Origin of the sequence: Enterobacter cloacae complex sp. ECL411 (assembly GCF_021869665.1) — a bacterium.
Classification (GTDB): domain Bacteria; phylum Pseudomonadota; class Gammaproteobacteria; order Enterobacterales; family Enterobacteriaceae; genus Enterobacter; species Enterobacter intestinihominis.
This window is the reverse complement of sequence record NZ_CP091486.1, coordinates 2,525,008-2,537,398: the sequence shown is the minus strand read 5'-3', so window position 1 is coordinate 2,537,398 and position 12,391 is coordinate 2,525,008. Positions and strand designations below refer to the sequence as shown.

At 56.3% G+C, this 12,391-nt stretch carries 13 protein-coding genes and 1 other annotated feature; of the genes, 3 read left to right on the top strand and 10 right to left on the bottom strand.

What is annotated here, in order from left to right; translation table 11 throughout:
• Nucleotides 1–6: 6 nt before the first annotated feature.
• Both L3069_RS12080 and L3069_RS12075 read right to left on the bottom strand, forming a co-directional pair.
• Complete coding sequence (locus L3069_RS12080; RefSeq protein WP_023300270.1) at nucleotides 7–750, bottom strand: YciC family protein; 744 nt, start codon at nucleotides 748–750, stop codon at nucleotides 7–9.
• Nucleotides 751–775: 25 nt separating this feature from the next.
• Nucleotides 776–1,180: a YkgJ family cysteine cluster protein gene (locus L3069_RS12075; RefSeq protein ID WP_038416166.1), complete on the bottom strand. Its 405-nt coding sequence runs from the start codon at nucleotides 1,178–1,180 to the stop codon at nucleotides 776–778.
• A 282-nt stretch (nucleotides 1,181–1,462) separates the two neighbouring features.
• Between L3069_RS12075 and ompW the strand changes: the two genes are divergently transcribed.
• On the top strand, nucleotides 1,463–2,095 hold the full coding sequence (gene ompW / locus L3069_RS12070) for an outer membrane protein OmpW (protein ID WP_023300268.1): 633 nt from the start codon (nucleotides 1,463–1,465) through the stop codon (nucleotides 2,093–2,095).
• Nucleotides 2,096–2,381: 286 nt separating this feature from the next.
• Here the strand turns inward: ompW and yedF are convergent, their stop codons facing one another.
• From yedF to trpL, 8 genes are all read right to left on the bottom strand, one after another.
• Nucleotides 2,382–2,615, bottom strand: coding sequence for a sulfurtransferase-like selenium metabolism protein YedF (gene yedF / locus L3069_RS12065; protein ID WP_003856774.1), 234 nt, complete (start codon nucleotides 2,613–2,615; stop codon nucleotides 2,382–2,384).
• Nucleotides 2,612–3,823 carry a selenium metabolism membrane protein YedE/FdhT gene (gene yedE, locus L3069_RS12060; RefSeq protein WP_038416165.1) on the bottom strand — a complete coding sequence of 404 codons (1,212 nt, stop codon included), beginning with the start codon at nucleotides 3,821–3,823 and terminating at the stop codon, nucleotides 2,612–2,614. Before yedE ends, yedF begins: the two co-directional genes overlap by 4 nt.
• 174 nt (nucleotides 3,824–3,997) lie before the next feature.
• On the bottom strand, nucleotides 3,998–4,807 hold the full coding sequence (trpA, locus tag L3069_RS12055; RefSeq protein WP_022648335.1) for a tryptophan synthase subunit alpha: 810 nt from the start codon (nucleotides 4,805–4,807) through the stop codon (nucleotides 3,998–4,000).
• Nucleotides 4,807–6,000 carry a tryptophan synthase subunit beta gene (gene trpB / locus L3069_RS12050; protein WP_022648334.1) on the bottom strand — a complete coding sequence of 398 codons (1,194 nt, stop codon included), beginning with the start codon at nucleotides 5,998–6,000 and terminating at the stop codon, nucleotides 4,807–4,809. The genes trpA and trpB overlap by 1 nt, the downstream gene beginning before the upstream one ends.
• Before the next feature lie 10 nt (nucleotides 6,001–6,010).
• On the bottom strand, nucleotides 6,011–7,369 hold the full coding sequence (gene trpCF, locus L3069_RS12045; RefSeq protein WP_032624116.1) for a bifunctional indole-3-glycerol-phosphate synthase TrpC/phosphoribosylanthranilate isomerase TrpF: 1,359 nt from the start codon (nucleotides 7,367–7,369) through the stop codon (nucleotides 6,011–6,013).
• A 3-nt stretch (nucleotides 7,370–7,372) separates the two neighbouring features.
• A complete protein-coding gene (trpD, locus tag L3069_RS12040) occupies nucleotides 7,373–8,968 on the bottom strand; it encodes a bifunctional anthranilate synthase glutamate amidotransferase component TrpG/anthranilate phosphoribosyltransferase TrpD (RefSeq protein WP_022648332.1) in 1,596 nt (531 codons plus the stop codon).
• Entirely contained in the window at nucleotides 8,968–10,530 is a 1,563-nt protein-coding gene (locus L3069_RS12035) for an anthranilate synthase component 1 (RefSeq protein ID WP_038416164.1), read from the bottom strand. The genes trpD and L3069_RS12035 overlap by 1 nt, the downstream gene beginning before the upstream one ends.
• A gap of 23 nt (nucleotides 10,531–10,553) precedes the next feature.
• Nucleotides 10,554–10,648, bottom strand: a sequence feature (Trp leader region).
• A complete protein-coding gene (gene trpL / locus L3069_RS12030; protein WP_071524153.1) occupies nucleotides 10,625–10,669 on the bottom strand; it encodes a trp operon leader peptide in 45 nt (14 codons plus the stop codon). Its footprint overlaps the feature before it by 24 nt.
• Before the next feature lie 139 nt (nucleotides 10,670–10,808).
• Here trpL and rnm point away from each other — a divergent pair, with 139 nt between their 5' ends.
• Nucleotides 10,809–11,690 (top strand): RNase AM, encoded by an 882-nt coding sequence (gene rnm / locus L3069_RS12025; RefSeq protein ID WP_032622438.1) that lies wholly within the window; start codon nucleotides 10,809–10,811, stop codon nucleotides 11,688–11,690.
• Nucleotides 11,687–12,307 (top strand): L-threonylcarbamoyladenylate synthase, encoded by a 621-nt coding sequence (locus tag L3069_RS12020; RefSeq protein ID WP_003856793.1) that lies wholly within the window; start codon nucleotides 11,687–11,689, stop codon nucleotides 12,305–12,307. Before rnm ends, L3069_RS12020 begins: the two co-directional genes overlap by 4 nt.
• Nucleotides 12,308–12,391 lie beyond the last annotated feature (84 nt).

Below are 12,391 nucleotides of genomic sequence, written 5' to 3'. Positions count from 1 at the left end.
TCCCGGTTACTGACGAATTAACATGTACAGGCGGAACAAATAGACCAGCAGTACAGCTGAAATCAGATTGCTCAGCGTATTGGCGACAACCGCGCCGACGTTTGGCGTTAATACCGCAAAATTCGGCGCAAACAGCAACAGTAGAGTCTTGGCCAGCAACCAGCTGATAACGGCCGGGGCGACCAGACGCATATTCGCCCACGCGAGCCTTATACTGCTGCGCATGGCGGTGAAAATACCCATTTTGTCCTGCACAACCATTACTGGCGCAAATGAAAGCACGATAGCCAGCAGCACGCCCGGAACGACAACCAACATTATCCCCATCTGGACCAGCAGCGTAGTCAGGAAGATGAGGATAAACAGTTTCGGCAGCACCGGAGCACTGGCCCCGATGGCACGTAACGCGCTGACGCGTTGGCCGGCAGACACCAGCTGGATCATCAGCAACACGCCACCCGCCAGAATGGCGTTGCCGATTAGCCCCGAGAAGGTAGATGCCGCAGATGCACGCAGCAAGATTTGCTGTTGCTCTGGCGTCATATTCTGCACAAGGTCAAATAACCCTGCGCTGCCTGCAAGATGATCCCCCTGGCTCAGCGAGGCAATCTGTTCATCACTGGGTGAGAACGCATGACCCAGCACCACCGTAATAAAGGCGCACAACAACGCGATCAGTAAAAAAGTAACGAACTGATTGCGGAAAAAATTTCCCGTGTCACGGTAGACAGACTTCGCCGTGATAGACATGCACTCTCCTTGAGTATTGCAGGTGTTAATTAGCCGGCAATTGTACACCGGATAACACGCTGGTGGCAGCATCAAGGCTTGTATGGAAAAGCATATCTTTGTAAAGCGGCGGTAATCCATAGCGGGCGCGGGCGCGATTGCATGCCTCATTGACCTGTCCATCCTCTCCCGACATCGCGAAAGTGTGGCACGGGCTGGGGCGATCCGCGTAAATGGAACAGCGGGTGGATACCCCTGGTTCACCTTGCAGTGCCACACAGCGGCTCTGTTTTTGGTTGGTGCCGCGCATGCAACGCAGGAAAGGGGTCAAGGGTTCAGTGAGATCAACCGGAACGGTGCCGCCGCCATCGCTGGCTTCAGCCCAGTAGAAAGAGACTCGAAAATACGCACAACAGGCTCCGCACGTCATGCACGGGTTATGATCACTCATGGCACACCTGCAAAAGTAGAACGCATCAAATCAGACTGTGAGAGCGATAAATTATCCAGCCGCTACAGGAAGCGCAAGAGAGGAAAAACAGAAAATTTTGTAACTATGAAATGCCAAAAATTGACGCGGCAACAACTTATTGCTTTATGAGGCGTCACCAAAAATTAACCTAGATCAATGAATGTTAACTTACTGGTTTTAATGTGATCTGTGTTAGATCACTTATTACTCATTTGTGAGTATATTCTCCTCCGCAATTAAAACCACAACGATGGAGCGGATATGAAAAAATTAGCGGTGGCAGCCCTTATCTTAAGCAGTCTCTCTGGCGGCGCGTACGCGCATGAAGCAGGTGAATTCTTTATTCGTGCTGGTTCGGCAACGGTGCGTCCAACGGAAGGTTCCGACAATGTACTGGGTATGGGCGGGTTTAACGTTAGCAATAACACCCAGTTAGGCCTGACATTCACGTATATGGCTACGGATAACATTGGCGTTGAGCTTCTGGCCGCCACGCCATTCCGTCACCGCGTCGGTTTAGGGCCGACTGGGGACATTGCTACGGTGCACCATTTACCACCAACCCTGATGGCGCAGTGGTACTTCGGCGATTCCAGCAGCAAGTTACGCCCTTATATTGGTGCAGGCGTTAACTACACCACCTTCTTTGATGAGAAATTTAACGATACCGGTAAAGAGGCTGGGCTATCCGATCTCAGCCTGAAAGACTCATGGGGCATGGCGGGGCAGGTTGGTCTGGATTATCTGATTAACCGTGACTGGCTGATCAACGCCTCGGTCTGGTATATGGACATTGATACAGACGTGCGCTTTAAAGCTAGCGGTGAGCAGCAGAGTATCAGTACCCGTCTGGATCCGTGGGTATTTATGTTCTCAGCGGGTTATCGTTTCTGACAGAAGATATATCCCCGGTCAGCCGGGGATTGCTGTATGGTGGTTGTTCCACATACCTGGCTGGAGGGGATATCCCCAACATCAAATTTGAGTGTCCGGTTTGTGCAGGTAAACAGTTTCAGTTCACGACGTTCAGCCCAGCACATAGCCTACCTCACGGTGCTATCTGTTCCGTTTGCGGAACACGTCTCACCACTCATTCATGCCTGCCGAAACTCAGACGACGACGGTGGCCAAAGCCAGTAAACTAGATAAGGCCTCTGAGAGGCCTTTTTCAATCGTGAAATCACTTCTGAATTAAATAACGAATCGTTGGTCCGTCCTGCTGGATATCCAGCACGGTATAGCCGTGATTTTTGGCATCAAGCGGAATGTTATTGATCGACTGGGGGCAATCGCTCACCACTTCCAGAATTTCACCTTTCTTAAGCTGCGGTAACGCCTCAAGCGTGGCAACGGCCGGGTAAGGGCAGGGTTCACCCACCATATCGAGACGATAATCAGGCACGATCTCTTTCATGCGGCATTCTCCTGAGTTTCAGTTTTGACGGTGGCACGCCGGAAGAAGCGCTTTTCTTGCGCAATAACCAGTAAGAAGGCGATAAGCAGCAGGGCGTAGGTCACCATGAGCCCCCCGAGTGGACCAAAGGTATTCAGCAAATTGACCCTGTCCCAGTTGGTTGCCAGTACTGGAGAGACGTCATCCCAGTAGTACGCCAGGAGGGTTGAGCCAATCACGTTACCCAGACCAACCCACCAGTAATGCACCTGGCCTTCCACGGCGCGATACATCCAGCCAGTTTCGCACCCGCCCGCCAGTACGATGCCAAAACCAAACAGCAGCCCGCCAATGACCGCATTAGGACCGGCCCACATGATTTTCGGCTCAACGCCGAGCTGAACATAGCTAAAGATCCCGATCGCGCTCACGGCCATCCCGGCAATAATGGCTTTCGCCATCATGGTACGTCCGGTGATCCACATATCGCGAAACGCGGAGGTAAAGCAGATCTGCGCGCGTTCAATCAGCAGACCAAAGCCGACGCCGAACAGCATGGCCAGACCGAGTTTGGGCTGATTCATCGCCGTGCAAATCGCCCAGGCAACCATAGCAAAAAAGACCAGCATACCGAGGCGGAAGCGACGACGCGCCTGATCGGGTTTTTGCGTTAACGGAGATGCAGCGCTAACTTTCGTCATTTTCACCGGAATGCGGAACAGTGGCAGCAGGGTGAACTTTGCACCGAAATATGAGCCTATGGCGGTGGCGACGGCAAAGAACCAGGCATGCAGCGAGAACTGCGGAATACCGGTAAAGAACGCGGCCAGATTACAGCCCATCGCCAGGCGGGCGCCAAACCCGGCAATGATACCGCCGACTACGGCCTGCATAATGCGGATGCGGCTTTTCGGCATGCGCAACTTAACGTTGTTGGCCCACAGCGCGGCCGCAAAACATCCGCCAAACATGCCAATGATCATCATTCCGTCGATGCGGGTCAGCGGTGAGCCCTCAAGATGGATCAGTTTGAAGTAACCCCACTCTTCGGCATGAACGCCTGCCAGCTGTAATAGCTGCCCACCCCAGCGGGTAAACTCGCCCGTAACAGCCCAGAAGGTGCCGGTAATACCGAAATAATAGGTAGAGAGAATGCCTGCCGCGATAACGGCCGGAACAGGTGACCAGAACTTAACCAGGTAAGTCTGTTTGAAGGAATGCCAGGACATGAATAACCTCTGAACTCAGAAGGGTAACGCTAAAAAGAGCCCAGATCATACGCTTACGCGAAAGTTTGAAAAGTCATTCACACCGAAAATATCGACAGGATCAATTTTGACCTGCTTCTTTCAGGAAGAGATAAGGGAAAACCGCCTGACGCCGGGGCCAGACGGTGTTAACGGTTACGCCTTGTGTGTGGCCGCTTTCATGGATGTGACGAATGCGTGTAACTCAGCCAGCATCTGCTCTGGCTTATCCACATTCTTCTCGATGATTTTCACGATAGCCGAACCGGAAATGGCCCCGGCGGCTTTCGCGTCAATCGCCGCAGTAACCTGATCCGGAGAGGAAATCCCAAAGCCCTGAAGCGGCGGTGCAGCATGGTATTCTGCCAGCTTCTCCACCAGATGATGCAGCGGAAGCGCGGCTTTGTTTTCCGCACCGGTGACGCCCGCACGGGAGAGCAGGTAAGTGTAACCCCGTCCGTAAGAGGCAATCTGGCGCAACAGATCGTCATCAGCATTCGGTGGACAGATGAAAATCGGCGCGACGTTGTGGCGCATCGCCGCCTGACGGAACGGCGCAGACTCTTCAACGGGCACGTCAGCCACCAGCACGGAGTCAACGCCCACGCGGGCGCACTCTGCGTAAAACGCATCAATACCGCGGCTGAACACCAGGTTGGCGTACATCAGCAGGCCGATCGGAATGGTCGGGTGCTTCTGGCGAATCGCCGCCAGCATTTCGAAGCACTGGCCCGGCGTCACGCCCGCAGCAAACGCGCGAAGCGTCGCGTTCTGGATGGTCGGGCCATCCGCCAGCGGATCGGAGAACGGAATCCCCAACTCCAGCGCGTCGGCACCAGCGTCAATCAGGGTATCGATAATCTTCAGCGACAGCTCCGGACCGGGGTCGCCCAGCGTCACGAAGGGAACGAAAGCGCCTTCCTGGCGGGCTTTCAGTTGTGCAAATGCGTTGTCGTAGCGTTCCATCAGATTTCCCCTCGTGCTTTCAGAATATCGTGAACGGTGAAAATATCTTTGTCACCGCGACCGGAAAGGTTTACCACCAGTAGCTGCTCTTTTTCCGGGTTTTCCTTCATCATTTTCAGCGCGTGTGCCAGCGCGTGGGAAGACTCCAGCGCCGGGATGATCCCTTCATTGCGGCACAGCGTTTTGAAGGCCTCCAGCGCTTCGTCATCAGTGATGGAGACATAATCCGCGCGGCCGGTGCTGTTGAGGAACGCGTGCTGCGGCCCTACGGACGGGAAATCCAGCCCGGCTGAAATTGAGTAAGACTCCTCAATCTGCCCTTCATCGGTCTGCATCATCGGGGCCTTCATGCCGAAATAGATCCCCACGCGACCATGCTTCAGCGGCGCACCGTGCTCGCCCGTTTCAATGCCGTGGCCGGCAGGCTCAACGCCAATCAGCCCAACGCTGGTTTCGTCGATAAAATCGGCAAACATGCCGATGGCGTTAGATCCGCCGCCAACGCAGGCGATTACCGCATCCGGCAGGCGACCCTCTTTTTCGAGGATCTGCGCTTTAGTCTCTTCACCGATCATGCGCTGGAATTCACGCACGATGGTCGGGAACGGGTGTGGGCCTGCCGCGGTACCGAGCATATAGTGGGCGGTTTCGTAGCTGCCAGACCAGTCGCGCAGCGCTTCATTACAGGCATCTTTCAGCGTGGCAGAACCGCTGTGCACAGGGATCACTTCCGCCCCCATCAGACGCATACGGAACACGTTCGGCGACTGGCGTTCCACGTCTTTCGCCCCCATATAGATGCGGCACTTCAGGCCGAGCAGGGCGCTGGCGAGGGCAGAGGCCACGCCGTGCTGGCCTGCGCCGGTTTCGGCGATAATTTCGGTTTTACCCATACGTTTGGCGAGCAGAGCCTGGCCAAGCACCTGATTAGTTTTATGCGCGCCGCCGTGCAGCAGATCTTCACGTTTAAGGTAGAGCGTGGTTCTGGTGCCTTCGGTCAGGTTGCGGCATTTGGTCAGTGCCGTCGGACGACCGGCGTAGTTTTTCAGCAGGTCAGTAAACTCCGCCTGAAACGCCGGATCTTTCTGCGCACTCACGAACGCTTCTTCCAGCTGGCGCAGCGCGGGCATCAGGATTTGTGGGACGTACATCCCACCAAACTCACCAAAATACGGGTTAAGTAATGTCGTCATCTTCTCTTCCTTAATATGCACGCAGAGTTTTAAATACCGATGCCAGCTTGCTGGCGTCTTTTATGCCCGGTTGGGACTCTACGCCTGAATTGAAATCGAGGCCGGCGCAGCCGGTTTTGGCTGCTTCCACACAGTTATCGGGGCTTAATCCCCCCGCCAGCAGGACATTGTCCAGCACTTCGCCACGCAGCAGTGACCAGTCGAAACGCTGCCCCGTGCCGCCCTGGCCGTTGTCGAGCACGTATTTATCAACATGCGTAAGGTTACGCGCGGGCAGGATGGCGCCAACGCTTTGCGCTTTCCAGATCTGAACCTGAGGTGCCAGAACATGTCGCAGAGCATCGATGTATGTCTGATCTTCATCGCCATGTAGCTGAACCGCGCTCAGGGATAACGCGTCCGCTTTCGCCGCAACGTCGTTAATATCCGCATTGCGGAACACGCCCACGTAGCTCAGTGGCGCAGCCGCAATCACCTTGCGCGCCTGTTCTTCATTAACGGCGCGAGGAGAGGACTCAACAAAGATCAGACCACCATAGATTGCGCCCGCCTCATACGCCGCCTGCGCATCCTGTTCACGGGTCAGGCCGCAAACTTTGTTCTCACCCAGCAGCACGCGGCGCACGGCCGCATTAAGATCGTCGTGTTCCATCATCGCGGAACCGATCAGGAAACCGTTGGCAAAGTGGCTGAGTTCGCGCACCTGAGCGTAGCTGTTGATTCCGGATTCGCTGATCACCGTGACGCCCGCACCCAGACGCGGCGCAAGCTGGCGCGTACGGTTGAGGTCAATCGACAGGTCGCGCAGGTCGCGGTTGTTAATGCCGACCACTTTGGCTTCCAGCGCGATGGCGCGCTCCAGCTCCTCTTCGTTGCTCACTTCGGTAAGCACGCCCATATTCAGGCTGTGCGCGACGGCGGAGAGCTGGCGATACTGTTCGTCATCCAGCACGGAGAGCATCAGCAGGCAGGCATCGGCCTGGTAAAAGCGCGCCAGCCAGATCTGATACGGGTCGATAATAAAGTCTTTGCACAGAATCGGCTGCGGCGCGATGCCGCTGACTACGGGCAGAAAATCGAAGCTGCCCTGGAAATATTTCTCATCCGTCAGCACAGAAATGGCAGACGCATGATGCTTGTAGATACCGGCAATACGCGCCGGGTCGAAATCGTCACGGATCACGCCTTTGGACGGAGACGCTTTTTTACACTCCAGAATAAACGCGGTACGCGCGCCCTGGAGGGCATCATAGAAACGACGGCTGCTCGGAACGACGTCATTCTGAAAACTGGCGAGCGGCTGCTGTTGCTTACGGGCTTCCACCCAGATGGCCTTATCGGCGACGATTTTCGCTAAAACGGTCTGCATTATTTACCCTCTTGCCGCAAGTGCGGTAACGCGATCGTAAGCTGCACCGGAGCGCAGTACGTCCAGAACTTTTTGGGCGTTGGCTTTCAGATCTTCCTCGCCATGTAAACGCATCAGCATGGCTACGTTGGCCGCCACGGCGGCCTCATGGGCGGCCTCACCTTTACCTTGTAATAAGCGCGTGAGAATGTCACGGTTTTCTTCCGGCGTGCCGCCCGCCAGGGCGTCCTGATGGTACGGGGTCAACCCGAAATCAGCGGCCTCAAGCTGATAGTTCAGCACTTCGCCGTTATTCAGTTCGGCCACCAGCGTGGGCGCATGCAGGGAAACTTCATCCATCCCGCCGCTGTGTACCACGGCGGCGCGTTGGTAACCGAGGACGCGCAGCGTCTCCGCAATCGGCAGGACCAGCTCCGGACTGTAAACGCCAATCAGCGCCAGCGGCGGGTGCGCCGGGTTAATGAGTGGACCGAGCACATTAAACAGCGTCCGGGTTTTAAGCTGCTGGCGAACGGGCATCGCGTGGCGGAAACCGGTGTGATACTTCGGCGCAAACAGGAAACAGACGCCCAGGTCATCCAGCGCTTCACGGGAACGCTCGGCGTTCATGTCCAGGTTGATACCGAAAGCCGCCAGCAGGTCGGACGATCCGGAACGGCTGGACACGCTGCGGTTGCCGTGCTTCGCCACTTTCAGTCCGCATGCCGCCGCCACAAAGGCGCTGGCGGTCGAAATATTGATGCTGTTGCTGCCGTCGCCACCGGTCCCAACGATATCGGCAAACGGATAGTCCGGGCGCGGGAACGGGGCGGCATTTTCCAGCAGCGCGGTTGCCGCACCGGCGATCTCCTGCGGGCTTTCGCCGCGCACTTTCATGCTCACCAGCGCAGCGGCCAGCTGCTCAGGCTTCAGCTCGCCGCGCACAACGGCGGAGAAAAGCTGGTGGCTCTCCTGCTGGCTCAGGGTCTGGGCCTGATACAGTTTTTCCAGAATCGGTTGCAGGGTGTTGGTCTGCTCCAGCTTTTGCAGCGCCCAGTTGAGCGTTTGCTCCAGCAGGCGCGCGCCGTTAGACGTCAGGATAGATTCCGGGTGGAACTGCATCCCGCAGACGCGATCCGCATCGTGACGCACCGCCATCACCATCCCTTCAAACGAGGCGTTAATCGTCAGCCCGGCCGGAATATTGCTGCCGACCAGTGAGTGGTAACGCGCCACCGGAAGCGGGTTCGGCAGACCGGCAAACATCGCCTGACCGTCATGTTCAATGCTTGACGCTTTACCATGCAGGATCTCCCCCGCCTGACCCACGTAACCACCGTAGGCTTCGACAATCGCCTGGTGGCCGAGGCAGATGCCGATAATCGGCAGCTTGCCGCGCATACGGGTCAACAGCTCAGGCATACAGCCCGCTTCGCTCGGTGCGCCTGGCCCCGGGGAGAGCATCAGCACCGGGTTTTGCATGGTCGCCAGACGGTCAATCAGCGTCTGGGCCGGAACGTGGTTGCGATAGATAACGACGTTGTGTCCATTCGCACGCAGCTGATCTGCCAGGTTGTAGGTAAAGGAGTCGATATTATCGAGCAGCAGAATGTCAGCCATCAGAAAATCTCCTGTGCATGGTGTGCGGTAGCAATGGCGCGCAGTACCGCGCGCGCTTTACTGCGGGTTTCGTCGGCTTCCGACTGCGGAACAGAATCCAGCACAATCCCGGCCCCGGCCTGGACGGTAGCAATGCCGTCCTCAACGTAGGCGGAGCGAATCACGATGCAGGTATCGAGGTCACCGTGAGCGGTGAAATAGCCCACCGCGCCACCGTAGCTGCCGCGACGGCGGCCTTCAGCTTCGGCAATCAGCTGCATGGCGCGGACTTTCGGCGCGCCGCTCAACGTGCCCATGTTCATGCAGGCGCGGTAGGCGTGCAGGACGTCGAGGTCGTGGCGCAGCTCACCCACCACGCGGGATACCAGATGCATGACGAAGGAGTAGCGGTCGACTTTGGTCAGGTCTGCCACATAGCGGCTGCCCGGCGTACAAATACGCGCCAGGTCGTTACGTGCCAGGTCAACCAGCATCAGGTGTTCGGAGAGCTCTTTGTGGTCGGTACGCATTTCCAGTTCGATGCGGCTGTCGAGATCGCGGTCCAGGGAGCCATCGGCACGACGGCCGCGTGGACGGGTTCCCGCTATCGGGTAGATCTCAATCTGGCGGCTGGTGGCGTCGTACTTGAGGGAGCTTTCCGGTGACGCGCCGAACAGAGTGAAATCATTGTCCTGCATAAAGAACATGTACGGGCTTGGGTTGCTCTTTTTCAGCACATCGTAAGCCGCCAGCGGCGACGGGCAGGGCAGTGAAAAGCGACGGGACGGCACCACCTGGAAAATCTCCCCGGCACGAATCGCTTTTTGCATCTGACGGACCACCGCGCCGTACTGATCGTCGGTCTGACTCACCTCGCAGGTCATCTTTTCAACACGCTGCACCGGGAGCGCGGGCGGTGCTTCTGACATCTGCTGTTGCAGTTGGGCGATGCGCTGCGTGAGGCGATTTTTCTCAGACACAGATGGCGTGAACAGGCTTGCCTGAATGCGGGTGTATTTTTTCTGATGGTCGATCACCAGCAGGGTTTCGGCCAGGTAGAAGCAGTAGTCCGGGCAGCGGTTACCCTGCTCGGTTTCCGGTAAATCTTCAAAGCCAGCAACCAGGTCGTAAGCAAACAGCCCGCCAAAGAACATTGCTTCGCGCTCATCTTCCGGCACAATGACCAGATTTTGCAGCAGGCGGAAGGCGTCGAAAACGGAGAGTGAGCAGAGGCGGGCATCTTCATCCAGCAACTGGCTTACCGGCGGGAAATGCAGAATTCGCAGGTCCGGATGACGCTCATTTTCAATGCCTGAAGGCAGAGCCGCATCCAGCAGCGGCAGCAGCGACGCGCCATTCTCGGATAAAGCCTTAACAGTGACAGTGTCACCCGATGCGGTAATGCGCAGCGCGCTGTCAACCAGCAGCAGGCTTTTGAGATCGTCTTTGCTGTCGATATCAGCAGATTCCAGCAGCAGCGTCGCAGGACGTGCACCGCACACCTGATGAAAGAGCGCGGTAGGGTTATGGCGATAGGCCGCCTCGCAGGTCAGCAGTTCGAGGTGGGGTTTGGCTGTTTGCATGTAGTTATTCTCATATTCTGTTCAAAAAAAAGCCCGCTTGGGAGCGGGCCGGGTATCTGTTTGCTTTTCGCAGACGCGTGACACTGCCCGAAGATCAGGAAGTACGCCACCAACCGTGCAGAGCGAAATGTGCTGTCATTTTCAGATACCTTTCTCGTGTGAACTTGCGTACTAGTTAACTAGTTCGATGGCGTGTTGTCAACCCCTGATTTCAGTATTTCGCGGTAAGTCGGTATCATAGGTGCTTCGGATGTCTCCAGACTGTAATGGGAAGTGCTTTGAGCGATACCACCTACGCCGTAATTTATGATTTACACAGCCATACGCAGGCTTCAGATGGCCTGCTGACGCCCGAAGCCCTGGTCCATCGCGCCGTTGAAATGCGTGTCGGCACGCTGGCAATAACCGATCACGACACAACTGACGCCATCCCCGCCGCGCGCGCCGAGATTGCCCGAAGCGGGCTGGCGCTAAATCTGGTGCCCGGGGTCGAGATCTCCACGCTCTGGGAAAACCACGAAATTCATATCGTTGGCCTGAATATTGATACAGAACATCCGGCAATGTGCGCATTTTTGCAAGAACAAAAAGCACGACGCAATCAACGCGCGGAGTTGATAGGCGAACGTCTTGAGAAGGCGCATATCCCCGGTGCGCTGGAAGGTGCGCGCAAGCTGGCGAACGGTGGGGCGGTCACGCGCGGCCATTTCGCCCGTTTTCTGGTTGACGCCGGTAAAGCGACGACCATGGCGAATGTGTTTAAAAAATATCTTGCGCGCGGGAAAACCGGATACGTTCCTCCCCAGTGGTGTACAATAAAACAAGCTATTGATGTGATTCATCATTCTGGTGGTAAGGCCGTATTGGCCCATCCGGGGCGGTATAATCTTTCTGCTAAATGGCTGAAAAGGCTGCTGGCCCACTTTGCCGAATCCGGCGGTGAGGCGATGGAAGTTGCCCAGTGTCAGCAGGCACCCAATGAGCGTTCGCAGCTCGCGACCTACGCCCGTCAGTTTGGCCTGCTTGGGTCACAGGGTTCAGATTTCCATCAACCCTGCGCGTGGATTGAACTGGGGCGCAAGCTCTGGTTACCCGCTGGCGTTGAGCCCGTCTGGCAGCTCTGGGAACAGCCACAGCAAATTGAAGAGAGGGAAGTATGAGTCAGTTTTTCTATATCCATCCGGATAACCCACAGCCACGTCTGATTAATCAGGCTGTGGAAATCGTCCGTAAAGGTGGCGTTATTGTCTACCCAACCGATTCTGGCTACGCGCTGGGCTGTAAAATCGAGGATAAAGGGGCGATGGAGCGCATCTGTCGCATCCGCCAGCTGCCAGACGGCCACAACTTCACCCTAATGTGTCGCGATCTCTCTGAGCTGTCGACCTATGCGTATGTCGACAACGTGGCCTTTCGCCTGATCAAAAACAACACGCCGGGAAACTACACCTTCATTCTGAAAGGGACAAAAGAGGTGCCGCGTCGTCTGTTGCAGGAAAAACGTAAAACCATCGGCATGCGCGTGCCGTCGAACCCGATTGCCCAGGCGCTGCTGGAAACCCTCGGCGAGCCGATGCTGTCTACCTCGCTGATGCTGCCGGGCAGTGAGTTTACCGAGTCCGACCCGGAAGAGATCAAAGATCGTCTGGAGAAAGTGGTGGAGCTGATTATTCATGGCGGCTATCTAGGCCAGCAACCGACCACCGTGGTGGATCTCACCGAAGACGCGCCAGAAGTGATTCGTGAAGGCGTGGGCGATGTTAAGCCTTTCTTGTAAGGGTGTAAGCAGATATACTACGCGGCCATCAAAGCAGGGCGCTGCCCTGTTTTTGACCTGATTCGACGCCTGTGAAGGCGACAC